The following is a 25,061-nucleotide window of genomic DNA, read 5'->3' as shown; positions in this document are numbered from 1 at the left end:
TAAATATTCATATCTATTAATAAAATATAGCTAAATTCGAGGTGATATAAAATGATCCTATCGTCTGCGATAGATAGTGATCACATTTGGAACAGCTTTAACTCTTCTCAGAACAGCTGCAAGATGCTGTCTGTCACGAACTGTGATGATTAGATTGATGATAAAGGTCTTTTCATCCTTAAGATCTGAATTAATACTCTCGATTCTGGCGCCGGCAATATCAATGGCATTGGAAATCTCTGAAAGAATACCCTGTCTGTTTTCAAGTTCAATAAAGAGGCTGGTCTTGAATTCCATATTGGCAGTTACAGGCAGATTCCAGCTTACATTCAGTGTCTTGCCAGGGCCTCTTTCATTCTCACGGATATTCTTACAGTTAATATTGTGGATAACGATACCTCTACCCTGGGCAATATGAGCAATAATCTTGTCGCCTGGAATTGGCATACAGCACTGCGCATAGGTAAATGGCAGACCGCCGGTACCCTTTACAGGCAGCTCATGATGCTTGTGAGAGTCAGGATCGAGGAACTTGACCACAGCCACGGTAAGAATATTACCCATGGCAATATCGGTAAACAGTGTCTCAAGATCCGGTTCGTTGAAATTCTCGATAATGCTCTTGATCTGCTCTTCGCTTAGTGACTCGATTCTGGTAGGTCTTAGAGCGTTCTGCAGCAGTCTGCGTCCAATCAGCTGACATTCCTGTGAGCGAAGACCCTTCAGGTACTGACGGATTGAGGAGCGGGCTCTGGAGGTTACAACAGTAGACAGCCATATAGCGTTAGGGCAGGCTTGGGAGGAGGTAATAATCTCAACTGACTGACCTGACTGCAGACTTCTTGAAAGCGGGAATACATGATGATTTACACGGGCCCCGATACAGTGATGACCGATATCTGTATGCAGCGCATATGCAAAATCAACAGGGGTAGCCCCCTTAGGAAGATTGTAGATAGTGCCGTCAGGGGTAAATACAAAGATTGAATCTGGGAACAGGTCGGTCTTTACATCCTCCACGAACTCGAGAGATGATCCTGCACTCTGCTGCAGATCAATCAGATTCTTAATCCAGTCCTGTGCATTCTTCTGGGAGGCGGTAGATACTGATTTTGAACCGTTCTCCTTATAGGCCCAATGAGCGGCGACACCTCGTGCAGCCATCTGATCCATGAATTCAGTTCTGATCTGAACCTCAATAGGTACACCGTGAGGACCTATAAGTGAGGTATGCAGTGACTGATAGCCATTTAGTTTAGGAATGGCAATGTAATCCTTAAAGCCGTTTGGGCGTGGCTTGAAGAGGTTGTGCATCTGACCGAGTACACGATAGCAGGTATCAACATCTTTCAGAATGATTCTAAAGCCGTATACGTCCATGATTTCACTGAACTGCAGTTCTTTCTGAACCATTTTACGGTAGATGGAGTACAGGCGTTTTTCTCTGCCTAAGACTCGAGCTTCGATGTTTGATTCCTTAAGACGGTTGCGGATGGCTGTAAGCATACTTGAAACAACCTCTTTACGGTTGTTTCTGGCTCTGGTAACCGCTGCCTTAAGTACTCTGTATCTGGTTGGATAGATGGAGGCCATGCAGAGCTCTTCAAGTTCCTGACGAATCTCGGAGATACCCAGACGGTTGGCAATAGGCACAAACACATCCAGTGTTTCCTTTGCAATTCTAATGCGTTTGTCAGGTCTTAGCGCACCCAGAGTTCTCATGTTGTGGGTTCGGTCTGCAAGCTTTAGAAGAATAACTCTGATGTCCTTGGTCATGGCCAGAATCATTTTTCTAAAGTTTTCCATCTGTGCTTCCTTGTAGTCCTGGAAGCGAAGTTTATCCAGTTTGGTTACACCTTGAACCAGTGCCCGCACGGTGGAACCGAATTCTTCCTCAATCATCTGCTCGGTGACCATGGTATCTTCAACAACATCATGTAGCAGGGCAGCTTCAATTGAATCGGCATCCAGATGCAGCTGTGCAATTACAGTGGCTACTGCAATTGGGTGGATGATATAAGGTTCGCCTGAGGCTCGTTTCTGATCTTTATGGGCAAAATCAGCAACAAAGAAACAGCGGTCAATCTGATCAATGAGGTTTTGAGGAAGGTATGAGCAGAGCTGTGCTCTCAGATGCTCATAATAAGGAAAGTTAGGAGAAGATAAGGCTTGATCTAATGGAGAGATGCCTTCACATTTAGGAATAAAGCTTTTATCTTCCCCCATAGAGTGCTCCGATTAGCTAAACATCTCTACGCCATCAATTGGAGCAAATTCGTTATCAGCTGGGTGAATAGAAGAATCACGTAGGTGGTCTTTTCTATCCTGCTTGTCTAAGAATTCTTTTGTAATTAAGCCTTCTTCGATCTCACGTAGAGCTATAACTGTAGGCTTATCCTTATCTTCTTCTACAAGTGGATTGCTTCCTGAAGCAATCTGACGTGCACGGCGAGCTGCAAGAAGAATCAGGTCAAAACGGTTTCCAACTTTCTTTACAGCGTCTTCAACGGTAACTCTTGCCATAATCTGTACCTTTAAAAAGATTAAAATCTGTCTTTACTGTTTTTTTTCATATGAAGACAGATTGCAGAACTTCCTTTATGAAGTTCCTTAAATATCTCATATCGAAATTCTATACCGATAAACCGCCTAATACAATATATTAGACAGGCTTATGCTGCTTAGTGATCGTTAATTCTCATTTCTGCACTGTGCAGGTGATGATTAATGATCTCTGGTAAAGACAAAAATAAAAACTGAAGAAACAGCATAACTATGTCTTTTAAAGTGAAAAAAAACTCGGTCTCAATATGTTATTGAGATCTTTTTCTTAGTTTTTTGGAGCTTAGAAGACAAGACCTGCTTTTACCAGTGACAAAGCAGGTGCCATTATACACTAAAAAATCCCAATTCAATCAAATTAGTTTTTGTTCAGATCAAAAAGTTCTGATATTTCTTCTTTCTTCTTATCCAGCTTTGATCTGTTGGCCAGAATAATTGATCTCATGTTGAGAACGCTCTCTTCGAAATCATCATTAACGATGACATAGTCGTACTCATCATAATGAGAAATTTCACCCATAGCCTTGTTCATTCTCTTTTCAATAACCTCAGGAGCATCAGTAGCACGGGTTACCAGTCTGCGGTTAAGCTCTTCTAGTGAAGGAGGCACAATGAAGATTCCCTTTGCATCAGGTGTCTGCTCACGGATCTGTCTTGCTCCCTGCCAGTCGATGTCCAACAGCACATCCTTCCCTTCATTAAGCCACTGTTCAACAATCTCTTTTGAGGTGCCGTAGTAGTGATCAAACACATGAGCATACTCATAGAAGGCTCCACGGGCAATCAGAGCTTCAAATTCCTCGTTGGTTACAAAATGGTAGCTTACATGATCAACCTCACCAGGTCGTGGCTGACGGGTGGTGTGAGATACAGAAAGTCTCAGAGAGTCATCAAGATTGAATCTCTTTAAAATTGAAGCAATCAGGGATGATTTACCTGCTCCTGATGGGGCAGATACGATATATAGGGTTCCTTTTTTCATAGTTCTATTATTCTTCGTCTGTATGTGTAAGCTCGAACCAGTTTCTTAATACTTCTCTGGTTTCATCAATACCGATTTTCTTTAGGGCTGAGAAGGCAATGATCTTAAAGTTTCCGCCAAACTCTGACAGTGCGGTTCTGACTTCTCCGACCATTTCCTTGCGCTTGTTGACGCCGAACTTGTCTGCCTTGGTAAGAAGAATAAGGGCAGGCAGATTGGAGGCGATTGACCAGTCGATAATCATACGGTCATGATCTCTAAGCGGGGTTCTGATATCCATGGTCACCACAAGACCGCAGAGACATTTTCTCTGCTGCAGATAATCGGTCATGGATTTCTGCCACTGTCTTTTCATGTTTTCAGGAACCTGTGCATAGCCGTATCCAGGAAGATCAACAAGATAGCGCTTATCTGCTACAGAGAACAGGTTGATAAGTCTTGTACGTCCTGGGGTTCTACTGGTTTTGGCTAGATTTTTCTGATCGCAAATTGCGTTGATTGAAGAGGATTTGCCTGAATTAGATCTACCAATAATAGCAATTTCAGCGCCCAGATCCTCCGGTAGCTTCGAAATATCTGGTGCGCTGGTTACAAATTTGGTTTTTCTAAAATCTAAGACAGCTTTTTTGATAGTATCTGTCATGTATAAATATCTAAATCTCGTTAAACTTTATACTGCTCCAAAATATCATCTGGGGATTCAGTGTTTTTTGTCTCAAAATCACGAATAGCAGTAAATGTAGTATCATCCATGGCAAGTTCAACATAGAATACATTTCCTGATTCTGTATTGAAGGTTACCTTACCGAAAATTGGATTATCCAGGTCAACAGAAATGTTAATCTGAACTTCACGTGGTAATACTAACATTTTTGGCTGTGATTGGTCGATCCTAATATGCAATTCATCACTAACCTGACGTGTAAAATCACCTATCATCTGGTTCATTAATTCGCCAAGGGAGTTGCTTACCTCGTCCTGAGTATAGTTCTTTGCCATTTCAGATTCAGGAAGACCCATGTTGCCAAGATAAGACTTGTACAGCTCCATTGCGGTTTCCTTTGGGAAATTAATTACCACCATACCTGAGAAGGAACCGGTAAACATCACAAAGGTACCGATATCTGGAGTCAGAACTGTTTTTGAAATCTTCTGAATCAGTGGCACGAAAGCTGTTTTTTTACCAGTTGCTGAAGTTAAAACAGAAGCAACACTCTGGCATAGAGATAACATAATATCGTTGCTGCCAATAATCTTTGGTTTTTTAGCCATACACCCTCCATAACAAGTGTCTGCTTTTAAGTTTAGGTTACGATTTGAATAAATGTAGTATGGTGATCACTAATTTCGGCTTAAATTGGATTAATCTAATCTTTAAATAAGTAATTATCTTTATAATCAAAGCGATATATAAAGAAAAAATTAATTTATTATGAGAAACAGTTCAAAATTTCTGTTACTCTTAACAGTTCGTTCTCCTTAGAACAGACGGAAAAGATAAAAAAAATCTGCCTGACATTAATCAACAAGGAGATGTTTAATTTTTTTCCAAGCAAAAATCTTTACTCTGTGATCTTTTTCATCCTCAAAATTATGAACGTGAGAAAGTCTTCATCTTCCTTGCTGATTAATTTTGATAAGTACTAATTCGGTAGCTAGCCTTATAAGTAGGTTAGAAATTTTTTTCAAAACAAGAAGTTTTCAAAAAGAACTCATTAAGTCCGATTATAAAGTGCATTAACTGTCACTCTATAAACTCAAAAAATTTCTCAGATAAAACCTCCGCGGATTTTCATCCTGTCAGAGTTGTCGTTAGGCTGCTCTAGGTGTTTTGTCACTTCGTCACAGCGTATATACGGGACTGCAATAAGTTCTTTTTGAGAGCTCAAGAGAGCTTTCTATGCGAATACGTTTATCTGATAACTTTGATTGTCACAAACTTATAGTCTTTACGTTCCCGGCAGTTGCCATGATGGTATTTACTTCCATTTACACCATGGTGGACGGCTTCTTTGTTTCCAACTTTGTGGGAAAGGTTCCTTTTGCTGCGGTTAATCTTATATATCCTCTGTTTCCTATTGCCGCAGCAATTGGTCTTATGATTGGATCCGGTGGAAATGCCCTGGTTGGAATCTGTCTTGGAGAAGGTGATCGGAAAAAGGCCAACTCCTATTTCTCCATGTTTATCTATTCCATGCTGGGTATAGGTTCTATCTTCGGAATTGTCTGTTTCTGCTTTTCAGAGGACCTGTCCAGAATGCTTGGAGCTCAGGGCGAGCTTCTTTACTATGCAACCCTTTATGCAGACTACCTGTTTCTGTCTACACCATTCTTTATCCTGTCATTTACACTACAGGGGTTCTTTGTAACAGCAGAAAAGCCAAAGCTTGGTTTCTGTATCACGCTTTTAGGCGGAATGCTCAATATAGTTCTGGATCCGCTGTTTATTATTGTCTTCGAAATGGGACTCAAGGGGGCTGCTATTGCCACTGTACTATCTCAGGTTATAAGTGTCACAGTGGCTCTGATTTATTTTTCAGGGAAGAACGATTCTCTACTGTCTCTGTCAAAGAATCCGGAGTTTGATTTTAAGGTTTTAACCCGTTCCTGTTTTAACGGAATGTCAGAGATGATTACCAATATAACGGTAAGTGTAGTTACTATCGTTTATAACTTCCAGCTTATCAAAGCCTATGGTGATAACGGAGTGGCTGCATTCGGCGTCATCATGTACCTAAGCTTTCTGTTTACCGCTGCTTTCTACGGCTTTGCCACCGGCAGTGCTCCGATCTTCAGTTATAACTTCGGAGCCCGTAGAAAGGTGATGCTTAAGAAGATTCTTATAAGAGCTTTAAAGCTGGTTCTAATCGGAGGGGCGGTTATTGTTCTGGTATCAGAAGTTTTCTCTGATCTTCTGGCTCAGATTTTTGTGGGCTATGATGAGGAGCTTTGCTACCTGACATCACATGCCTTAAAGCTGTATGCGGTATCCTTTCTGTTCAGCGGTATCGCCATTTTCGGGTCTGCTTTCTTTACTGCATTAAACAACGGTATGGTATCTGCTGTGATATCAATTTTCAGAACCTTTATCTTTGAAATCGGTGCGATTATCGTGCTGCCTATACTGATTGGTGCCAACGGTATCTGGCTGGCTATTGTGGTGGCTGAAATAAGTTCCTTGCTTCTAACCTGGTTCTGCATGAAGAAGTGCAGCGTGAAGTATGGCTTAAACAGCTAATATCATAGAAATCCACAAAAAAAAGGCTGGAAACTTTAATCATGGAAAGAACATCCTTTTCATGACATTTCCAGCCAAACCATGAACAAGAAAATTAAATGCTAACCATATAATTTCTTGGAGAAATATCTGTCGCCGCGATCAGGGAAAATGGTAACAATATTTCCCTTTACACCTTTCTTTATGAGCTTTAGAGAGGCGCTTAGAGCTGCTCCTGAGGATGAACCTGCAAATATTCCTTCCTTTCTTGCCAGAAGTCTTGAGGCTTCAAAGGCATCATCATCGGAGATTTTGATGACATCATCCACAAGTTTTATATCCATGGTGTCAGCGATGAAATCATTGCCGATTCCTTCAATGTTGTAGTCATGGTGATCTCCACCACCCATGGTGGAACCATATGGATCTGCAAGAATTCCCTTTATGTTAGGATTCTGTTCCTTTAAATATTTCAGAACGCCGCTGTAGGTTCCACCAGAGCCTGCTCCTGCTACCACATAATCGATCTGACCATCTAAAGCCCTATAGATTTCAGGTCCTGTGGTCTCATAGTGAGCCCTTGGATTAGCCATATTGCCAAACTGATTTAAAGTTACGGAATCCGGAATTTCAGCTCTTAATGCCTCGGCTCTTCTACCTGCTCCAAGCATACCTTCCTCACGAGGGGAACTTATAATCTCAGCACCCAGTGCTTTCATCAGAATCTGTTTTTCCTCGGAGAACTTTTCAGGTACCACAAAGATAATTCTGTAGCCTTTGTTCAGCGCTGCCATGGCTATACCTAGTCCGGTGTTGCCGGCTGTTGCTTCAATGATGGTGCCTCCCTTTTTTAGCAGATTCTGTCTTTCCATCTCCTCAATCATGTAGGTACCGGTACGATCCTTGACTGAGCCGCCAGGATTGAACAGTTCAAGCTTTGCAAAAAGATTTACACTGTCACTGTCTACTACTTCATTAAGCTTAACCAGTGGAGTATTGCCGATAAGATCTTTGATTGAATTGTAATAAAACATTTTTCCCTCCCTAAATTCTGCTGCTGTCTATGGCCTGTTTCAAATCAGAGATCAGATCAGAGGCGTTCTCAATACCTACTGAAAGTCTGATGAGATTATCGGTAATGCCAAGCTTGAGTCTAAGCTCTCTTGGAATTGAGGCGTGTGTCATTGAGGCTGGATGGCATACTAATGACTCAACACCGCCAAGGCTTTCGGCAAGGGTGATGAGCTTCAGCCTTGGGAAGAACTTTTTAATGTCATACTCCTCTGTCAGCTCAAAGGAAATCATGGCTCCGCCGTTTTTAGCCTGCTTTTTGTGGATCTCGTGTCCCTTAAAGCCTGCAAGACCTGGGTAGTAAACTGTTTTTACTCCATTGTGCAGCTGCAGATACTCGGCAATATCCTGAGCATTCTGTGCATGGCGGTCCATACGTACCGCCAGTGTCTTGATACCGCGGATCATCAGGAAAGAGTCAAATGGTCCTGCAACACCGCCGGTAGCATTCTGAATAAAGGCAATTTTCTGTGAATCTTCAGGCTCTTTGGTTACCACCAGACCTGCAACCACATCAGAATGTCCGCCTATGTACTTGGTTGCACTGTGCACTACGATATCAAAGCCGTGTTCTAAAGGTCTTTGCAGATAAGGAGTCATAAAGGTGTTGTCGGCAATAGCCTTGAGAGAGTGTCGGTGGGCAATCTGAGCAATAGCCTGCAAATCAGTAATGGTTAGTAGAGGGTTGGCAGGAGTTTCTATAATCACAGCCTTAACCTCTGGAGTGATAGCCTCCTCAAAAGCCTTTAAGTCAGTGGTATCGGTTATCTGATAGGTGATTCCGAAGTTAGAGAAGATTTTGTCTAAAACTCTGTAGGTGCCACCGTATACATTGGATGAAATCAGGATTTTATCTCCGCTCTTAAAAAGGGAGATTACGGCTGTAAGGGCTGCCATACCTGATCCGAAGGCAAAGCCTGCATCTCCGCCTTCAAGTTCTGCTATAAGACTCTCTAAGGCTGCACGGGTTGGATTACCGGTTCTGGAGTATTCCCACTTAACATCAGTTCCTATGTTTTTCTGTGCATAGGTTGAAGTCTGGTAGATTGGAACATTCACCGCTCCGGTATATTCGTCTGTACTGATGCCGCCGTGAATAAATGAGGTTTCAATATGTGAATAGTGTTTCATGGTTAATTTCCTTGTTTCTCTGTTTGTTAGTTCTTTGATGCTTTTATAAAGTGAATGTTGCTGTATCCCTTAAGATTCTGAATATGGCCAGTAATAAACTTCTCCTTAATCTCCTGCGGAGTTTTGTGCTCAACTTCAAATCCCAGTCCTTCAAGTGCGCTTATTACATTGTTAGCCTTGTAGCCATCACTCATTGGTTCTCCAAGCAGACTTGTGAGATTTCTCAGTTCCTCAAAGCGGCTGTCTGCATCAGAGATGTTTTTCTCTTCATAAAAATCAAAGAGTACAGTCAGTCTGTCAGAGAGCTTTAGGATATCTCTCATGGTGGATAGGAAGGTTTCAAAGTTAAGGTAGTAGGACACACCCATTATGGTTACAAAGGTTGGTCTGCTCTTGTCAAAACCGGCTTCAAGAAGTTTCTGTTCAAGAGAATCAGTTTTGAAATCAACAGGAACAAATACGGCTCTGTTACCAAGTTTCAGGGTGTTGATTCTCTGTTTTTTGATGGTCTGAAAGAATGGGTGGTCAACCTCGAAGAAACTGACCTTCTCAGAGTCGGATCTCCAGGCAAAGGTATCAAGACCTGCGCCTAGAATCAGATACTGGGCATTTGGATTTATCTTTTTAAATTCAAGAAATTCGCGCTCAGCAAAGATACTTCTAGAAACAGGAATCGGAAGGATCAGATCAATTACCTGCTTTTTGAAAACTCCCTGCTGCTGCCTGCGTTTTTTTAGAATCAGATTCAGAAGTAATCTTCTGTCATCCTCAATGATTTTCTCTGCAAGATAATCATTAAAACTAGGATGATTTTCACTTTTTGAATAGTAAGCTCTTGCCCATGCGCAAATTCTGGCTGTAACGCTGCCCTGATAAGCTGTCATTTTTCAATCCCACTTTCTGTGTTGATTTTTTTTTGAAGTAATCAAAGCTTTCTGCTTTGACGTAACTTGATTAAATAAGGTATCTGCCTGTATTAGCTGTATTTATTAACAACAACAGCAACAACAGTATAAAGATAGGTTCTTTGAAGAGAAAACAAAGGTAGAGGCACGCAGATTTGAATCTGTGCTCTTTAATGTGCTATGTAAATGTAAATTTGTCATAGTAAAATATTCCCTTTGTTCCTTTATTTATACAACAGCCAAAAAAATAAATAAAGTACTTTTTGAAAAAAAACTTATTATCAAGGTAATTTGCGCTTAATATTGTGAATTTTCACTATTTTGGTGAATTTAATCTCCATAAAGGGCATCAGATAGTGGCTGATGCCCGGAATTACTGAACTCAATTATGAAGCCAGCTTATGTTCACGCTCGTCGATAACACGCTTTGATTTATGTTCAGAACGGGTATTCAGACCACCATCCTTGTGAACCACTACGCTTGCTGGTTTTACACCGATTCTGGCTTTAAGAGTGTTGGCCACAGTACTGATTACCTCAGCATCGTCCTGATCGTTCTCGGCCTTCTTCTCCACCTCAACAGCGTACTTGCAGGTGTAATCCTGATCATAGATTCTGATTCGGTATTCACCGGTAAGACCAGGAATACTTCTGATTCCTGCCTCAACATCTGAAGGGAAGACGTTAACGGCACTCACGATGAACATATCGTCCTTACGTCCTAGAACATGGATTCGTCCATGAGTTCTGCCGCACTTGCAGACAGAGGTATCAATCCAGCCGATATCACCTGTTCTGAAGCGTATTAGAGGACGAGCATGCTTGCGCAGTGTGGTGAATACGAACTCACCCTTTGAACCTGGAGGCAGTACTTCACCTGTCTGAGGATCAACTGTTTCCACCAGAATATGATTCTCAGCGATGTGCAGACCGTCCTTGTACTCACACATTGCAGCACAGGCTCCGAAAATATCGGACAGACCATAGAAGTCGTAAACCTCAGCCCCCCAAAGCTCCTCGATTGCCTTGCGGGTTTCATTGATTGAACCGCCAAGCTCACCTGCGACAATAATCTTCTTGATGTTTAAATCCTTCTTAGGATCAATACCGTTCTTTAAGGCTTTCTCACCTAACTGCCAAGCATATGAAGGAGAGGTCCAGATTACGGTTGGCTTATAGTTCTGCAGCACCCAAAGCAGTCTCTCTGAAGGCAGGGTACCGCCCCAGATGCACAGGGCTCCGGTTTTCTGGGCACCGATAACATCAGGACCGCCTACATATAGAGAGAAATTCAGAGCATGTACATAGCGATCATTTGGTCTTACACCCACCTGCCAGAACCAGCGGGCCTCGGTTTCCTGAAATTCATCAAAATCCTTCTGGGTGAAAGGAGAGATGGTTGGCACACCGGTTGAACCTGAAGATGTTGAGATAAAGACCACATCATTCTCTGGTACGGCACACAGCTCACCCAGGAATGAGCCTTTGCCCTGAGTATCGCGCTGGGTCTTTTTGTCCATGAATGGGAACTTCTCGATATCCTTTAAGGTTACGATATCCTCTGGTTTAACACCTGCCTTGTCGAAAGCTCTCTTGTAGTAAGGAGAGTTCTCGTAGGCGTATTTGACGATCTTCTTGAGATCGATTAACTGCTGTTTCTCGAGATCCTGACGTGAAATGGTTTCCAGAGCCTCGTTCCAGTATTTGCTATCGTTAATAGGCATTTTTAGTATCCTCTTGTTTAATCGTTAATTTTTTGAAAAGTACTGTTTATCCAGAAGCTGCCATTTAGCATCTCTCTGGAAGATAATCTCTTTAATCTCAGTGTCGCTTAAGTGACGGAAGCGTTCCTGACGCTTGATATAATGAGCAACATCTGTAAATTCGCGTGGCCTTCTGTTCAGTCTGTAGGTACCGTTTTCATATTCGGCCAGATACCACAGACCGCAGTCCACCACTTCCTTGGCAACTTCTACACACTCGTCGGTTCTGATTCCCCAGCCGGTAGGACATGGAGCCAGTACATGAATGTAGGTTGTTCCTTTAATCGAAGCTGCCTTTTCCACCTTGTTCATAAAATCCTGAAGGTAGCCGATGCTTGCAGTGGCGCAGTAGCTGATGCCGTGTGCTGCCACAATCTCAAACATATTTTTCTTAACCTTCTGATTTCCTTTAATATTTCTTCCTGCCGGTGTAGTTGTTGTTCTGGCACCGAAAGGAGTCAGTGAGCTTTTCTGAATACCTGTATTCATATAAGCTTCATTGTCATAGCAGATGTAAAGCACATCATCGTTACGGTCGATGGCACCAGACAGTGCCTGAATACCGATATCTGCAGTACCGCCGTCACCAGCAAACCCAACCACCTTGTAATCCTTCTTGCCAAGGGCCTTAAGTCCAGCCTCAATTCCAGTCATCATTGAAGCTGTTCCTGCAAAGGTGGAAATGATGGCATTGTTCTTAAAGCACAGCTGCGGAAAGTTAAAGCCTACAGCTGACATACAGCCTGCAGGAATCGTCGCAATGGCGTTTGGTCCTATAACCTTGAGCGCGATTCTTACTGCCAGCGCACCACCGCAGCCGGCACAGGCCTTGTGGCCGAAGAAGAATTCATCCTCTCTTAGAGTATTTACATTTACGCTCATGGTTATTCCTCAAGTCCTACAAAACGGACACCTGACTGTTCTTTTTTAAGATCACCGAAGATCTCCTCGATATCACTTAGCGGTACATCTCGACCGCCAAGACCTGCAATATAGTTTGAGCATGGAAGGCTTAGTCCCTGATGCTGCAGTGAGGAGCAGACATTGGTATAAACTGTGCCCTCATTGCCAAAGGAGATATCCTTCTCTAAAACTCCTGCTGCCTTTGCTCCCTTTAGAGCAGCAGTCAGCTGTACGTGAGGGAATGGTCTTAAATATCTCAGTCTCAGACAACCGACCTTCTGTCCCTGTGCTCTTAGCTTATCCACACATTCGCAGACACTCTTGTAAAGTGTTCCCAGGGTGACAACTATGTATTCAGAGTCCTCTGTACGGTACTCTTCAATAAGTCCGGTGTACTGTCGTTTGAAGAACTGCTCAAAACGTCTTTCACACTCAGTAATGACATCTCCTGCTGCAAGTACGCCCAGATGTTCCTTATACTTAAACTCTGTATTGGTGTCTGGTCCTGCAGTGAAGGCCATGTTCTTTGGTTCTTCAAGTGAGAGCTTGTTATCTGTTTCATAATCTGGAAGAAATCCCTCCGCCTGTTCATCTGATGGAACTTCAACAGCCTCATAGGTATGAGTCAGAGTAAAGCCATCAAGGTTTACCATTACAGGGGTTGCAACCCTTTTATCCTCTGCAATATAAAAACTCATTAGAGCCAGATCCAAAGCTTCCTGGGCATCCTTGGCATAGGACTGAATCCAGCCTGAATCCAAGAGTGTCAGAGAATCTCTCTGATCCCCGTAAATATTCCATGGCAGGGCAGTTGAGCGATTGGCATTCATCATGACAATCGGAAATCTTCCGCCGGCTGCATAAGGAAGGCATTCAGCCATATACAGCAGACCCTGTGAGGAAGTTGCTGTAAAGGTTCTTGCTCCTACAGCACTTGCGCCGATGGCGGCAGACAGGGCTGAATGCTCTGACTCAACATGGATGAAATCCGCTTTCAGTTCGCCGCGCTCCACCAGGGTTGCAAGTTTCTCAACCACCGTAGTCTGCGGTGTAATTGGATAGGCAGAGATAACATGAGGCTTTGAGAGCTTTACTCCATAAGCAAATGCTTCATTACCTGAGAGAAACTCCTTGGTCATTATTTTTCCTTCTCCATATGTATTGCGTTCTTGCGGCAGATCTTCTGACAGATTCCGCAGCCCTTGCAGTAGTCGTAATCTATGCTTACGCTCTCTCCTTCCTTCCTGATTACGCCATCAGGGCAGTACAGGTAGCAGAGGAAGCAGCCGTTGCATTTTTCTCTGTCACATACTGGTTTTTCTGTCCTGAATCCGCTGTTAATACTAACCAGTGTGTGCTTGTAGGCCGGAGCAAATGGTATATTTTTTAGGGAGGTAAACTCCTTTGCATTTACGTCACGGAGCATTTAGACAACCTCCTCATAAGCCTTTTTAATCGCCTCAAGGTTTAAAGGGGCGATTTTAGGTGACATGAGTTTGTTTACTGCAGGCTCGAGATCTTCTAGCTTTATGGCATTAAATACTCTCAATAATGCACCAAGGACCACAGTGTTGGTGATTGGCCTTTTTAGGAGTTCAAGCGCAATTTTCTGACCGTCAATGCAGATAATTCGGTCATCCTCTACTGTGTTTGCTGTGCACAGAATGATTTTTCCGCCATCCTTTAGCTCCTCATAGGCATGCTCATCAAAGAGAGTGTCATCAAGGAATACAACGTAGTCTGCCTTTCGGATCTGAGAACGGTCACCTATTGAGCCGGTTCCCAGTCTTGAAAAGGCTCTGACCGGAGCACCTCGTCTTTCCGGACCGAAGGATGGAAAGGCTAAGGCCTTGTTTTCCTCGTCCTTGAAGGTCCAGGCTGCAGATAGCAGTTTTGCTGCTGTAAAAGCCCCCTGTCCGCCTCGTCCATGCCATAAAATCTCGTACATGTTTCTAACCTTACAGTTAATAGCTATAACTGAATATAACTATCTATTATTATTCTTTATGTGGTTATAACTTCTGAATAAACTCTTTATTTATTCAGTAATTCATACTGTTATCTTATGGCTATGATTTTATAGAAAGGAAAAAATCTGTCTAATACTATATTTTTATTATCAGTTATAACTATTTTTTATATAGAAAAGGAAAGTTAAAAAAAAACTCCTTATTTATTGAAAAATAAGGAGTTCTGAACGAGGTATGTGAAAACTTGTATAAAACAAAATGCTAACAGGTTATAATCCTGAACTATTTTTTCAGTGCAAATATGTTCTCAAGATTCTTCAGTGCACTGTTTAAGACCTCATCGGATTTGGCAAAGTGCAGTCTTATATAGCGGTTTTCCTTTTCCTTGAAGAAAGAAGATCCTGGTACTGCTCCAACTTTAATCTTGTTTGCCAGATCAAGGCAGAATTCATAGTCATCATGATAGCCAAAGGAGCTGATATCCACCAGAACAAAATAGGTTCCCTGAGGCTCATAGAAATTAAGATTAAGTTTTTTTAGTCCACCACAGAAAAGATTCTTTCTGTGGGTAAAGAGCGCTCTTACATCCTGATAGTAGGAATCAGGGAGTTTCAGTCCCTGAATAATAGCCTTCTGCAGAGGGGCTGCTGCACCAACAGTTAAAAAGTCATGTACCTTGCGGATTCTGTCCATAACCTCAGGAGGCGCTGCAACATAACCTAATCTCCAGCCTGTAATGGAGTAGGTTTTAGAGAGGGAGTTGCACATAATGGTTCTCTCTCTCATTCCATCTAAAGAGGCAAAGTAGGTATGCTGGTAAGGCTCAAAGATAATGTGCTCATAAACCTCATCGGTAATTACAAAGGCATTGTATTTTTCAACAAGAGTAGCGATGGTTAAAAGCTCTTCTCGGGTAAAGACTTTGCCGCTTGGGTTTGAAGGGTTACAGAGGATCAGTGCTTTGGCTCCCTGTGCGAAAGCTTTTTCAAGCTCCTTCTCGTCAAAAGAGAAATCCGGCGTATGAAGCGGTACATAGATTGGTTCTGCACCGCAGAGAATGGCATCAGCACCGTAGTTCTCGTAGAAAGGAGAGAATATGGCTATCTTATCTCCTGGATTTAAGGTAGCCATGACGGCACTCATCATGGCTTCGGTACCGCCGCAGGTAATACACAGTTCGGTATCAGGATTGTAGCGGATACCTGAGAAGTGCTCAATTTTAGCGCTGAGCGCCTCTCTGGTATCCTGTGCACCGAAGGTAATGGAATACTGATGAGGACCTGAAAGAGCAATCTCTGAAAGACTCTTGGTCATTTCAAATGGCGGCGGATTGTCAGGAAAGCCCTGAGACAGATTGATTGCGCCGCAGCCGTTACAGATTCTGGTCATACGGCGGATGACCGAATCAGTAAAATATTTTGTTCTTTCGCTTAGAGTAATCATGAGTATCCTTGTTCTGTTTTTTTAGTGGGTCAGCAGTTTTGCAATTCTGTCACCGGTTAACTGGGCAAGCTGTACGATTACAACCAGTACCACGATGGTAAAAATCATAACACCGGTTTCATAGCGGTAGTAGCCGTACTGTATAGCCAGGTTGCCGATGCCGCCGCCTCCAACCATGCCGGCCATTGCTGAACAGCCGATTAGATTGATGAAGGTAATGGTAATACCTCTTACAATTGCTGGTGCCGCTTCAACCAGAAGCACATTCTTTATGATTAGAAAATGTGAGGCGCCGGTGGCTATTGCAGCCTCTATGACTCCTGCATCAACCTCTTTTAAGGCACTTTCAACCAGTCTTGCAAAGAATACTATAGCTGCAATAGAAAGTGGTACTGAAGCTGCTATAGGTCCTATTTTGGTGCCGACAAGAATAAAGGTTAAAGGCAGAGAGAAAACCACCAGAATAATAAATGGTATGGAGCGGATGATATTGATAAATGCTGATACCGTCTTATTAAGACTTATGGTTTTTTCAAAAAAGGTTTTACCAGAGGTCAGATACAGAATAAAACCTAAAGTCAGACCGAAAATCAGACTCAGTGAAAATGAAATTCCAATCATCAGAGCAGTTTCATAGATGGATTTCACAAATTCATTCTGCAGAATATTTATTGTTGATTCTATTAGTTCGCTGTTCATTTATTACTCCGCATTCAATCTGGTTATAAAGGTTTTCTGCTTAAGGTAGCTGATTACCTCTTCCCTGTCCTTATCATCCTTTGATCTCAGGGATATAAGAAGTCTGCCGATTGGCTTATCCTGCACATACTCAATGTTGCCTTCGATAATCGATACATCTGTTTTCAGGAATTTTCTGGAAACATCTGAGATTACCGGATCAAAGGCTCCCTGCTCTTTATAGGTAATCATGTAGAGGTCTTTTTCCTGTTCTAATACCTTCTTTGGTACCGCTTTTCTGTAATCGCTGCTGATAAGAGCTTTAGCAGCCTCTGACTGAGGTGTTGCAAAGAGGGTATAGGAAGGAGCAACCTCAGCAAGACGTCCCTTTTCCATTACAGCAATTCTGTCAAACAGAGATTTTGCAACCTCCATCTGATGGGTGATAAACAGAATGGTTATAGGATAGTGATTCTTAATGTTGCGCAGTGTCTGTATCACTTCCTTGGTATTGTCAGGATCGAGGGCTGAAGTTGCCTCATCACATAGAAGGATCTCCGGATTGTTAGCCAGAGCGCGGGCTATTGCCACACGCTGTTTCTGACCGCCTGATAATGATGGCGGATATAAATCCGCCTTATCTGCAAGGCCTACCAGCTCTAGAAGTTCAGGTACTCTTTTCTGAATGTCCTTTGCGGGAGTTTTAGAAGCCTTAAGGGCAAATGCTATGTTGTCATAGACAGTGGCATTGGATATCAGGTTGAAATGCTGAAAGATCATGCCGATATTCTGTCTTAGGCTACGCAGCTTTTCGCCACTGTAGTTTACGATGTTCTTCCCCTTGATATACACATTACCTGAGGTTGGTTTCTGTAGCAGATTTACTGTGCGAACCAGTGTTGACTTACCTGCTCCAGAGGCGCCTACTATTCCAAAGAATTCGCCTTTGTTGATGGTTAGGTTCACTTTATCAACAGCTGTGTATTCTGTATCTGCATTTCTGAACTTAACACTTAGGTTTTCAAATCTAATCATTTTTTATTTCCGATAAAGGTTATATTTATTCTTATCAGTTTGCAGGCCACCACTGTGGTTTAGCAAAATCTCTGTATAGAGGATCTGCATTCACTGATGAGGTGAACTCTCTGCTTGCAACTGCATCCTTTAAGAAGGCTCCAACTGTATTTACACGGTCGCTCTGTACGGTAACCACCAGTTTGATTGGCTCTGAAACCTTCTCCTTGGCAAGGGCCTTGTCAAATGGGAGTTTTGCTTCATAGGCATAGTTGCCTGGTACCAGGGCCAGATCGGTTGAATCCAGAGAACGAGGTAGCTGAGCTGCTTCCATTGGTACAAAGTTCAGGTGTTTAGGATTCTGGTCGATATCAGCTATTGAGGCCTTGAGATCATCCTTATCAGCTTTGAGAGTGATAATACCGGCATCGCGGGCGAATCTCAGCGCGCGGGAGAGGTTTACCGCATCATTTGGCAGGGCAACCAAAGCTCCGTCTTTCAGGTCATCCAGAGATTTAACCTTATCTGAGAAGGCGAACAGGCCTAAGGTTGGTACATTGATAACCTCATCAAGCTTTAGCCCCTGGTTTTCTACAATTGCCTTCAGGTAGATTGAATGCTGGAACAGATTGGCGTCGATTTCTCCTGCATCCAGAGCGGAATCAGGCTGAACCCAGTCTGAGAATTCCACGAAATCAAGCTTATGTCCTCTGCTCTCAACCACCTTGGTCAGATGATTCTTTAGCAGATCTTTGTATGGTCCTGGTACCACACCGATTTTGATGTGCTCAGGAACAGTATCTGCCTTGGCTGACTTGTTGCTGTCATCGTTGCAGGCGGTTAGAGAAAAGGCTAAAAATGCTGAAAAAACAGTTAGTAATATATTCTTCTTTGAAAATTTTGACATGATAAAACTCCTGACAGTTACACATGGAACTGCGAAAAAAAACTTAATTTAACTATTTGAAATTTACTGTTGCCGGTTGTGCTACATGCACATACACATACAGTCAGAGGTGACGTCAGAGTATTTGTTGAAGGTAATTCTAAGGTCAGAAACAAAGACTGCTTCTTCCTTGAAGACAGCTTCTAGCTGATGGTATAACTGATTATTTTTCATAATATTCCTTAAATTTTCTATTTAGAGGATTTCTGTTTTTATTGTTGGTTATCTTTCGATGGGACTATTGTTATCTGTAATGATTTTTTTGGCTAATACTAATTTTTAATTATCAGTTATAGTTTTTAACTAATAAAAGAATAACTTATTGAAAATAAGGAAAAATAATTAAGACTAAACAGCTTAAAAGACAGGAAATACGGGGAAATTTTTTTCTTTATATAAGAAAAATGCAGGTTTGCATCTGCAGACCTGCACTTAAAAAAAACATTACTATGAAATGCTTTGAGCTTATTTAAGGTTCAGTTCCTTAATCTTTCTGGTCAGAGTATTTCTACCCCAGCCTAAAAGCTTGGCTGATTCCTGCTTGTGGTTGCCGGTAAAGGTCAGGGTAGCCTCAAGCATAACCTTTTCAAACTCAGGCACAGCCTCATTAAGAATATCTCTTTCACCTGCCTTAAGCTTTGCATCCACCCAGCTTCTGAGCATATCCTGCCAGGACTGATTCTCTTTGGAAACAGCTCCTCCTGAGGTATTCTTGTTCTGGTTGCTGTTGGCATGCAGGAACTCTGATGGCAGATCAACCAGCTGAATATCACGTCCGGTAACCATAATGGTCAGGTACTTGCACAGATTCTTTAGCTGACGGACATTGCCAGGCCATGGAAGACGGCACAGGAATACAAGAACCTCAGAGGTCAGCTTTTTAGGCTCGGTATGGCCCTCGGCTGCAGCCTGAGCCAGGAAGTGCTTGGTTAACAGAGGAATATCATTATTTCTGTCTCTTAGAGGCGGAATATTGATATTGATGATGTTCAGTCTGTAGAACAGATCAGAATTAAATGTGCCTTTGGCAATCTTAGCCTCTAAATCCTGAGAGGTTGAAGCTATAACTCTTATGTTTGACTTGATTGCTGTGGTGCTGTTGATGTTGGTGTATTCGCCTGTCTGCAGGAGCTTTAACAGTCTTGACTGGCAGTCCATTGGCAGATCGTTGATTTCGCTGATGAATAGAGTACCGCCTTCGGCCTTGGCGATTGCACAGTTTGAAGGATCTTTGGTCAAATCACCAAAAAGCTCATACTTAACCATTTCCTGTGGAACGGAAGAGATATTGATAGACACAAAGTTCTTGGAGGTTCTCTCTCCGTGGTTGTGCAGAGCCTTGGCAACCTGTCCTCTGCCGGTCCCGATTTCACCGTGAATCAGTACAGGAAGATCAGTCTTGGAAACACGGCCGATAAACTTGAAGACTTCCTGCATTGCAGGTGATTTACCGATAATCTCGTTTTCCTCTTTCTGCTCAACAGGAGCATTCATGAGAGTATTGCGGTTTCTCTGGCTAACCAGCTGCAGCATGTTAACTCTGTGAACAGCAGCTCTTCTGATAACTGCAACTGCCTGATCGATATCAAAAGGCTTTGGCAGGTATTCAAATGAGCCCTCATTGAAGGCATCAATTGCAGCAGACAGGTCGGAATGAGCAGTCATGATAATGAATGGAATGTTCTCGTCTACCTCGTGAACGGCTTTGATGAGCTCAAGTCCGTCGATACCTGGCATTTTGATGTCTGAGACAATAACATCAGGGGTTTCCTTTTTGATTGCTTCAAGAGCTGCTTCTGCATTCTCAAATAAACGGTGATTAATGCTGTTAACATCTAATGCTTTATCGAAAACAAAACGAATGCTTGCATCATCGTCTATTACCCAAATCATTGGATTCATTATCAGTATTCTCCGTGATTTTCTGTTTTGATTGGTAAAATTATTTTAAAAGTTGTTTCGTGAGCATCTGACAGACACTCGATGGTTCCATTATGGCGTTCGATTATGTTTAGAGCCAAAGATAATCCCAGTCCGTTCCCGTTAGGCTTGGTGGTTACCATTGGATAAAACAGAGTCTTTTTTAATTGTTCACTAATCTGTGGTCCGTTGTTGATGATTGAGATCACCATGCATAGAGGGTATTTTGTTTCTCTGATGATGGTTCTGAAGCTAGCACGGGTTCTAATCTTAATGAAAGGATCAGTAAAGACCTCATTATCCAGCGCATCAATAGCGTTGTTTACAATGTTGAGGATTACCTGCTCAATGGAGTCAGAGTCTAAAGCGAGTTCTGGCAGGGAAGGATCGTAGTCACGCTCAATTCTGATTCGCTTGCAGTTATCCTGCATCTGTACAAGTTTAATAACCTTCTCAATCAGGTAGTGTATATTGACCTCGGTAAGTGGATTTGGTCGCTGAGGTCCTAACAGGTTGTTGACCAGTACCTTGAGACGGTCAGTCTGTTCAATAATAACCTTGGTATATTCCCTAAGATTCTCAACCTTATCAGCATATGTCATCTCAATAAGCTGAGCTGCGCCTCTGATGCCTCCCAAAGGATTCTTGATTTCGTGTGCCAGGTTGCGAATAAGGTCACGGGCAGCATTGTACTGAAGATTCTGCTGAGCCTGGTTGATAAGTTTTTCCTGATGGGCAATAGGGTGAATCTCAACTATGAATCCGTCAAAATTATTGTATGTATACTGGAAGATGGTAAGGTCGGCTTTGGAGGATTTGCCAGGATAAGGAGAAAAACGCACATCGGCGGCGGAGAAACCTTGGAAATTGATATTGAAATCAGGATTATTCAGCGTATCTATCAGCGTGATTTCTTCTCTATCCACCAGATCGGACAGCTTCTGTGTCTGCAGACGATTTCTCGATATTCCACACAGCTGTTCAGCAGCGGTATTCGCGTAAAGGATATTCATTTCCTTGTTCGTGATCATTACCGCCGTTGTCAGGTTTTCTAATACATTTGCCTTATCAATTTCGGACATCAGATTGCCTATAACGTTCTATAATAGTGCATGTGATATTTTCTTACACTTTATCACAAAATTCGAAAATAGCACAAAAATAGTGCACTATTTTGCGCTTTACAGCAGTTAAACCTGATATTAACTTGATCTACCTAGAATTTTTGGTAATAAAAAAGCCTGCACCAAAATGGGACAGGCTTTATGATCCTAAACTTTTGTCTTATTCGTCAGCTTTCTTACCGCCAGCGGCTCTGAATGCACGAACACGATCAAGTTCAGACAGATTCTTCTTACGGATTCTGATGCTCTGAGGGGTAACCTCAACCAGCTCGTCCTCATTGATGAACTCAAGAGCCTGCTCCAGAGTCATCTTAACAGCTGGGGTCAGGATAATGTTATCGTCCGAACCTGCTGCACGAACGTTGGTCAGCTTCTTGGTCTTTAATGGGTTAACAGTCAGATCGTTTGAACGAACGTGCAGGCCGATAACCTCTCCCTCGTAGATCTCTTCACCTGGAGATACAAACAGTCTGCCACGCTCCTGCAGGAACCATAGAGCATATGGAACAGCCTTACCGGTATCATTTGAGATCAGAACACCATTCTGTCTCTCGCCGATGCTGCCGCCTGCATACTCATCGTAGCTGTCGAAGGTGTGGAACATTAAACCGGTACCTGAGGTTAGAGTCATATATAGAGACTGGTACCCGATAAGACCACGTGCTGGAATACGGTAATCAAGACGAACACGTCCCTTTCCGTCTGGAACCATGTTCTTAAGTTCGCCCTTACGCAGACCAAGCTCTTCCATAACAGGACCCTGGTGCTCTTCCTGAAGATCCAGTGTCAGGATCTCATATGGCTCAAGAGTTCTGCCGCCTTCCTTGTGAAGAATAACCTCTGGACGGGATACAGCCAGCTCGTAGCCTTCACGACGCATCTCTTCGATCAGAACAGACAGGTGCAGCTCACCACGGCCTGATACCTTGAATCGGTCGGTATCTTCTGTAGCTTCAACACGCAGAGCAACGTTGTGAACCAGCTCTTCACGTAATCTTTCTTCAATGTTTCTTGAAGTAATGAACTTACCTTCACGACCTGCAAATGGAGAGGTGTTAACGCAGAAGTTCATGGAAACTGTAGGCTCATCAACTGATAAGGCTGGCAGAGCTTCAACAGCTGAATTGTCACAGATGGTATCTGAAATCTTCAGCTCGCCTAAACCGGTAACTGCAATAATGTCACCAGCCTCTGCACTTTCAACCTGTGTTCTGTGAAGACCTAGGTAGCCCAGAACCTGACCAATCTTGCCGGTACGGGTATTGCCGTCACGGTCAATGATGGTTACTGCCTGATTTGCCTTGGCTACACCGCGCTTAACACGGCCAACACCGATAACACCTACGTATGAGGTGAAATCAAGTGAAGAGATCTGCATCTGGAATGGACCTTCAAGATCAGCATCTGGAGGGCTTACCTTGTCAACGATAGCCTGGAACAGTGGCTCCATGTTGTCGCCGTGATTATCAAGTTCCAAGGATGCCCATCCCTGGAAAGCTGAAGCATAAACTACTGGGAAATCCAGCTGCTCATCTGTTGCGCCAAGATTGTCGAACAGATCGAAAATCTGATCTATAACCCAGTCTGGTCTTGCGCCTTCACGGTCACACTTGTTGATAACAACAATTGGCTTTAAACCTGCAGCGAAAGCCTTCTGAGTTACGAAGCGTGTCTGTGGCATTGGGCCGTCTACTGCATCTACAAGCAGCAGTACTGAGTCAACCATAGACATAACACGTTCTACTTCACCACCGAAATCAGCGTGGCCTGGGGTATCAACGATATTAATGCGGTAATCTTTCCAGTTGATAGCAGTATTTTTTGAAAGAATAGTAATACCACGCTCTTTTTCGATATCATTTGAGTCCATGATACGTTCCTGACCGATTTCGTTACGGTCAAGAGTTCCTGACTGGCGCAGTAATTTATCAACTAGTGTTGTTTTTCCGTGATCAACATGAGCAATAATAGCAATGTTACGGATCTTCTGAACATCCATGTGGTAAACCCCGAGATAAATAACTCTGACTTTGAGTCTTTAGAAAAAAAATATGCGCTATTGTATACCATTTTTGACCTATGTAACATTTTCTTAGAAAAAGATTAAAAAAAATTATCAGTAAAAAGGCATTTATATCGCATCCAATGGCTGAATAAGCTTTGCGTGACAGTTTGGAAACAGTATTATACACAAGAGTCTGTCTGACTTTTCTAGGCAAGGAATAAAGAGAATTATTAAAAAAAAGCGCTTTGTTTTTTCTATGTATACTCTTATATAGTAGTGGAGGAGTATTTATGTCTTGTTTTTCCCTGAGAAAAATCTTTTTTGCTGTATTTGGGGCCTTTGCCTTGTGCTGTTCTGCATTCGCCGGTGAGGCTAAGACTCTTGATCTCAGCAGCATTAAAGGTGGTGAGGTTATTGAGGAGAAGATGCTTGATACCTATGGGGAGAACAGCTTTTTTACTCTCAGTGAAATTCCCGATGATGTATGGAAGAGAATGCAGGGTAACACCTATCAGGATAATCCTTTTATAAAAAGGGAAGATCTGCGTTATCTAAGATTGCTGCATGTGGATCATGAGAACAAGGTAAGACTTGGTGAGATGGTCTGCAATAGAGCGATCGCAGAAGATCTCAGAGAGATTTTCTTTATTCTTTACAAGAACAAATACGCCATTGAGCATATCCTTCTTGCTGATGATTTTGATGCGGATGATGAAATTCAGATGGGAGCCAATAACACCTCCTGTTTTGTGTTCCGTTTTATTACCGGATCTGACTTCCTTTCATATCATGCACGCGGTCTTGCGGTTGATTTAAATCCTCGTACCAATCCTTACTGCAAGCTGAAAAAGGATGGTTCGCTGTTTGTGCAGCCGAAGAATTCAGGTGAATACTGTGAACGTGACGAGGACTTTCTGTTCAAGATTGATAAGGAAGATCTTGCCTACAAACTCTTCATCTCTCATGGCTTTACCTGGGGCGGAGAGTGGAAGACTCTAAAGGATTTCTGTCATTTCGAAAAAGAAATCATGAAGTAATTCTTTCTATTAATTCTTCTCTTTTATGTGCATGTCGAGCTCATTGACATGTACTCAAAATTTTTTTTTAATACATATAAATCAAACGGTTATCCGGGATTCTGACAAAAAATGACCCCCTTACGTGTAAGGCCATTTTTTTTGCCCTCATAATACCCGCACAAACTTTACGTGGGTGCGGAATTTATTCTAATAACAATTCCTTTCAGAACATAATGAGTACACAAAACATTACCGCACCCATCTTTTTATTTTTACTTCCTTATGGGAATCAGTAAGAGATGTTTATGACAGGAATAAGAAAAATCCTATTAAATCTGGCGGCAGCGTTATGCCTTGTTTTTACCGGTGCCGTTTCTTCACAGACTTTAAACAATGTTGAAATCAAAT

The 25,061-nt window shown here is 42.5% G+C and carries 23 protein-coding genes; 2 read left to right on the top strand and 21 right to left on the bottom strand.

Annotated elements, in window-relative coordinates; all coding sequences use genetic code 11:
• Positions 1 to 57: 57 nt before the first annotated feature.
• The 5 genes from spoT to QZU45_RS03265 form a co-directional block, all read right to left on the bottom strand.
• On the bottom strand, positions 58 to 2,226 hold the full coding sequence (spoT, locus tag QZU45_RS03285) for a bifunctional GTP diphosphokinase/guanosine-3',5'-bis pyrophosphate 3'-pyrophosphohydrolase (RefSeq protein WP_295351557.1): 2,169 nt from the start codon (positions 2,224 to 2,226) through the stop codon (positions 58 to 60).
• A gap of 12 nt (positions 2,227 to 2,238) precedes the next feature.
• Positions 2,239 to 2,523: a DNA-directed RNA polymerase subunit omega gene (rpoZ, locus tag QZU45_RS03280; protein ID WP_074838511.1), complete on the bottom strand. Its 285-nt coding sequence runs from the start codon at positions 2,521 to 2,523 to the stop codon at positions 2,239 to 2,241.
• A gap of 397 nt (positions 2,524 to 2,920) precedes the next feature.
• Positions 2,921 to 3,544 (bottom strand): guanylate kinase, encoded by a 624-nt coding sequence (gmk, locus tag QZU45_RS03275; RefSeq protein WP_074838513.1) that lies wholly within the window; start codon positions 3,542 to 3,544, stop codon positions 2,921 to 2,923.
• A 7-nt stretch (positions 3,545 to 3,551) separates the two neighbouring features.
• Positions 3,552 to 4,187 (bottom strand): ribosome biogenesis GTP-binding protein YihA/YsxC, encoded by a 636-nt coding sequence (gene yihA / locus QZU45_RS03270; RefSeq protein ID WP_074838515.1) that lies wholly within the window; start codon positions 4,185 to 4,187, stop codon positions 3,552 to 3,554.
• Positions 4,188 to 4,207: 20 nt separating this feature from the next.
• Complete coding sequence (locus QZU45_RS03265) at positions 4,208 to 4,816, bottom strand: DUF3334 family protein (RefSeq protein ID WP_074838518.1); 609 nt, start codon at positions 4,814 to 4,816, stop codon at positions 4,208 to 4,210.
• A 628-nt stretch (positions 4,817 to 5,444) separates the two neighbouring features.
• Here QZU45_RS03265 and QZU45_RS03260 point away from each other — a divergent pair.
• Positions 5,445 to 6,782: an MATE family efflux transporter gene (locus QZU45_RS03260; RefSeq protein ID WP_295351552.1), complete on the top strand. Its 1,338-nt coding sequence runs from the start codon at positions 5,445 to 5,447 to the stop codon at positions 6,780 to 6,782.
• A 101-nt stretch (positions 6,783 to 6,883) separates the two neighbouring features.
• Here the strand turns inward: QZU45_RS03260 and QZU45_RS03255 are convergent, their stop codons facing one another.
• From QZU45_RS03255 to typA, 16 genes are all read right to left on the bottom strand, one after another.
• Positions 6,884 to 7,795, bottom strand: coding sequence for a PLP-dependent cysteine synthase family protein (locus tag QZU45_RS03255; RefSeq protein ID WP_295351548.1), 912 nt, complete (start codon positions 7,793 to 7,795; stop codon positions 6,884 to 6,886).
• A gap of 10 nt (positions 7,796 to 7,805) precedes the next feature.
• Complete coding sequence (locus tag QZU45_RS03250; RefSeq protein WP_295351545.1) at positions 7,806 to 8,963, bottom strand: PLP-dependent aspartate aminotransferase family protein; 1,158 nt, start codon at positions 8,961 to 8,963, stop codon at positions 7,806 to 7,808.
• A gap of 26 nt (positions 8,964 to 8,989) precedes the next feature.
• Positions 8,990 to 9,847, bottom strand: a complete 858-nt coding sequence (locus tag QZU45_RS03245) for a class I SAM-dependent methyltransferase (protein ID WP_295351542.1) — start codon at positions 9,845 to 9,847, stop codon at positions 8,990 to 8,992.
• Positions 9,848 to 10,254: 407 nt separating this feature from the next.
• Entirely contained in the window at positions 10,255 to 11,592 is a 1,338-nt protein-coding gene (locus QZU45_RS03240; protein WP_074841578.1) for an AMP-binding protein, read from the bottom strand.
• Between the two features lie 24 nt (positions 11,593 to 11,616).
• Positions 11,617 to 12,513, bottom strand: a complete 897-nt coding sequence (locus tag QZU45_RS03235; RefSeq protein ID WP_074841579.1) for a thiamine pyrophosphate-dependent enzyme — start codon at positions 12,511 to 12,513, stop codon at positions 11,617 to 11,619.
• A gap of 2 nt (positions 12,514 to 12,515) precedes the next feature.
• On the bottom strand, positions 12,516 to 13,673 hold the full coding sequence (gene porA / locus QZU45_RS03230) for a pyruvate ferredoxin oxidoreductase (protein WP_295351539.1): 1,158 nt from the start codon (positions 13,671 to 13,673) through the stop codon (positions 12,516 to 12,518).
• Positions 13,673 to 13,960, bottom strand: a complete 288-nt coding sequence (locus QZU45_RS03225; RefSeq protein ID WP_295351536.1) for a 4Fe-4S binding protein — start codon at positions 13,958 to 13,960, stop codon at positions 13,673 to 13,675. Before QZU45_RS03225 ends, porA begins: the two co-directional genes overlap by 1 nt.
• The gene (locus QZU45_RS03220; RefSeq protein WP_295351534.1) at positions 13,961 to 14,482 is read right to left on the bottom strand and encodes a 2-oxoacid:acceptor oxidoreductase family protein; all 522 of its coding nucleotides are present in this window, start codon (positions 14,480 to 14,482) and stop codon (positions 13,961 to 13,963) included.
• 304 nt (positions 14,483 to 14,786) lie between these two features.
• A complete protein-coding gene (locus QZU45_RS03215; protein ID WP_295351531.1) occupies positions 14,787 to 15,947 on the bottom strand; it encodes an aminotransferase class I/II-fold pyridoxal phosphate-dependent enzyme in 1,161 nt (386 codons plus the stop codon).
• Between the two features lie 21 nt (positions 15,948 to 15,968).
• Positions 15,969 to 16,568: a methionine ABC transporter permease gene (locus tag QZU45_RS03210; protein ID WP_295351589.1), complete on the bottom strand. Its 600-nt coding sequence runs from the start codon at positions 16,566 to 16,568 to the stop codon at positions 15,969 to 15,971.
• 81 nt (positions 16,569 to 16,649) lie between these two features.
• On the bottom strand, positions 16,650 to 17,660 hold the full coding sequence (locus tag QZU45_RS03205; protein ID WP_295351528.1) for an ATP-binding cassette domain-containing protein: 1,011 nt from the start codon (positions 17,658 to 17,660) through the stop codon (positions 16,650 to 16,652).
• A gap of 34 nt (positions 17,661 to 17,694) precedes the next feature.
• Entirely contained in the window at positions 17,695 to 18,546 is an 852-nt protein-coding gene (locus QZU45_RS03200; RefSeq protein ID WP_295351525.1) for a MetQ/NlpA family ABC transporter substrate-binding protein, read from the bottom strand.
• 81 nt (positions 18,547 to 18,627) lie between these two features.
• Positions 18,628 to 18,759 (bottom strand): hypothetical protein, encoded by a 132-nt coding sequence (locus QZU45_RS03195; protein ID WP_295351522.1) that lies wholly within the window; start codon positions 18,757 to 18,759, stop codon positions 18,628 to 18,630.
• Positions 18,760 to 19,050: 291 nt separating this feature from the next.
• Positions 19,051 to 20,487: a sigma 54-interacting transcriptional regulator gene (locus tag QZU45_RS03190; protein ID WP_295351520.1), complete on the bottom strand. Its 1,437-nt coding sequence runs from the start codon at positions 20,485 to 20,487 to the stop codon at positions 19,051 to 19,053.
• A gap of 2 nt (positions 20,488 to 20,489) precedes the next feature.
• Positions 20,490 to 21,587: a nitrogen regulation protein NR(II) gene (glnL, locus tag QZU45_RS03185; RefSeq protein ID WP_295351517.1), complete on the bottom strand. Its 1,098-nt coding sequence runs from the start codon at positions 21,585 to 21,587 to the stop codon at positions 20,490 to 20,492.
• A 202-nt stretch (positions 21,588 to 21,789) separates the two neighbouring features.
• Positions 21,790 to 23,628 (bottom strand): translational GTPase TypA, encoded by a 1,839-nt coding sequence (gene typA, locus QZU45_RS03180; RefSeq protein WP_295351514.1) that lies wholly within the window; start codon positions 23,626 to 23,628, stop codon positions 21,790 to 21,792.
• A 296-nt stretch (positions 23,629 to 23,924) separates the two neighbouring features.
• Between typA and QZU45_RS03175 the strand changes: the two genes are divergently transcribed.
• On the top strand, positions 23,925 to 24,671 hold the full coding sequence (locus tag QZU45_RS03175) for a M15 family metallopeptidase (protein ID WP_206735579.1): 747 nt from the start codon (positions 23,925 to 23,927) through the stop codon (positions 24,669 to 24,671).
• The last annotated feature ends 390 nt before the right edge of the window (positions 24,672 to 25,061 follow it).

Origin of the sequence: uncultured Succinivibrio sp., assembly GCF_902756765.1 — a bacterium.
Lineage (GTDB): Bacteria > Pseudomonadota > Gammaproteobacteria > Enterobacterales > Succinivibrionaceae > Succinivibrio.
Note: the sequence above shows the minus strand (reverse complement) of the source record. Positions and strands in the feature narration are given on the sequence as shown.

Coding starts and splice junctions, on each gene's coding strand:
- QZU45_RS03195 (WP_295351522.1), bottom strand. CDS start 18,759: ATGAAAAATAATCAGTTATACCATCAGCTAGAAGCTGTCTTCAAGGAA.
- QZU45_RS03255 (WP_295351548.1), bottom strand. CDS start 7,795: ATGTTTTATTACAATTCAATCAAAGATCTTATCGGCAATACTCCACTG.
- QZU45_RS03190 (WP_295351520.1), bottom strand. CDS start 20,487: ATGAATCCAATGATTTGGGTAATAGACGATGATGCAAGCATTCGTTTT.
- QZU45_RS03235 (WP_074841579.1), bottom strand. CDS start 12,513: ATGAGCGTAAATGTAAATACTCTAAGAGAGGATGAATTCTTCTTCGGC.
- spoT (WP_295351557.1), bottom strand. CDS start 2,226: ATGGGGGAAGATAAAAGCTTTATTCCTAAATGTGAAGGCATCTCTCCA.
- QZU45_RS03200 (WP_295351525.1), bottom strand. CDS start 18,546: ATGTCAAAATTTTCAAAGAAGAATATATTACTAACTGTTTTTTCAGCA.
- QZU45_RS03205 (WP_295351528.1), bottom strand. CDS start 17,660: ATGATTAGATTTGAAAACCTAAGTGTTAAGTTCAGAAATGCAGATACA.
- QZU45_RS03250 (WP_295351545.1), bottom strand. CDS start 8,963: ATGAAACACTATTCACATATTGAAACCTCATTTATTCACGGCGGCATC.
- QZU45_RS03210 (WP_295351589.1), bottom strand. CDS start 16,568: ATGATTGGAATTTCATTTTCACTGAGTCTGATTTTCGGTCTGACTTTA.
- QZU45_RS03265 (WP_074838518.1), bottom strand. CDS start 4,816: ATGGCTAAAAAACCAAAGATTATTGGCAGCAACGATATTATGTTATCT.
- QZU45_RS03240 (WP_074841578.1), bottom strand. CDS start 11,592: ATGCCTATTAACGATAGCAAATACTGGAACGAGGCTCTGGAAACCATT.
- typA (WP_295351514.1), bottom strand. CDS start 23,628: ATGGATGTTCAGAAGATCCGTAACATTGCTATTATTGCTCATGTTGAT.
- QZU45_RS03245 (WP_295351542.1), bottom strand. CDS start 9,847: ATGACAGCTTATCAGGGCAGCGTTACAGCCAGAATTTGCGCATGGGCA.
- gmk (WP_074838513.1), bottom strand. CDS start 3,544: ATGAAAAAAGGAACCCTATATATCGTATCTGCCCCATCAGGAGCAGGT.
- QZU45_RS03260 (WP_295351552.1), top strand. CDS start 5,445: ATGCGAATACGTTTATCTGATAACTTTGATTGTCACAAACTTATAGTC.
- QZU45_RS03225 (WP_295351536.1), bottom strand. CDS start 13,960: ATGCTCCGTGACGTAAATGCAAAGGAGTTTACCTCCCTAAAAAATATA.
- QZU45_RS03175 (WP_206735579.1), top strand. CDS start 23,925: ATGTCTTGTTTTTCCCTGAGAAAAATCTTTTTTGCTGTATTTGGGGCC.
- yihA (WP_074838515.1), bottom strand. CDS start 4,187: ATGACAGATACTATCAAAAAAGCTGTCTTAGATTTTAGAAAAACCAAA.
- QZU45_RS03215 (WP_295351531.1), bottom strand. CDS start 15,947: ATGATTACTCTAAGCGAAAGAACAAAATATTTTACTGATTCGGTCATC.
- rpoZ (WP_074838511.1), bottom strand. CDS start 2,523: ATGGCAAGAGTTACCGTTGAAGACGCTGTAAAGAAAGTTGGAAACCGT.
- porA (WP_295351539.1), bottom strand. CDS start 13,673: ATGACCAAGGAGTTTCTCTCAGGTAATGAAGCATTTGCTTATGGAGTA.
- glnL (WP_295351517.1), bottom strand. CDS start 21,587: ATGTCCGAAATTGATAAGGCAAATGTATTAGAAAACCTGACAACGGCG.
- QZU45_RS03220 (WP_295351534.1), bottom strand. CDS start 14,482: ATGTACGAGATTTTATGGCATGGACGAGGCGGACAGGGGGCTTTTACA.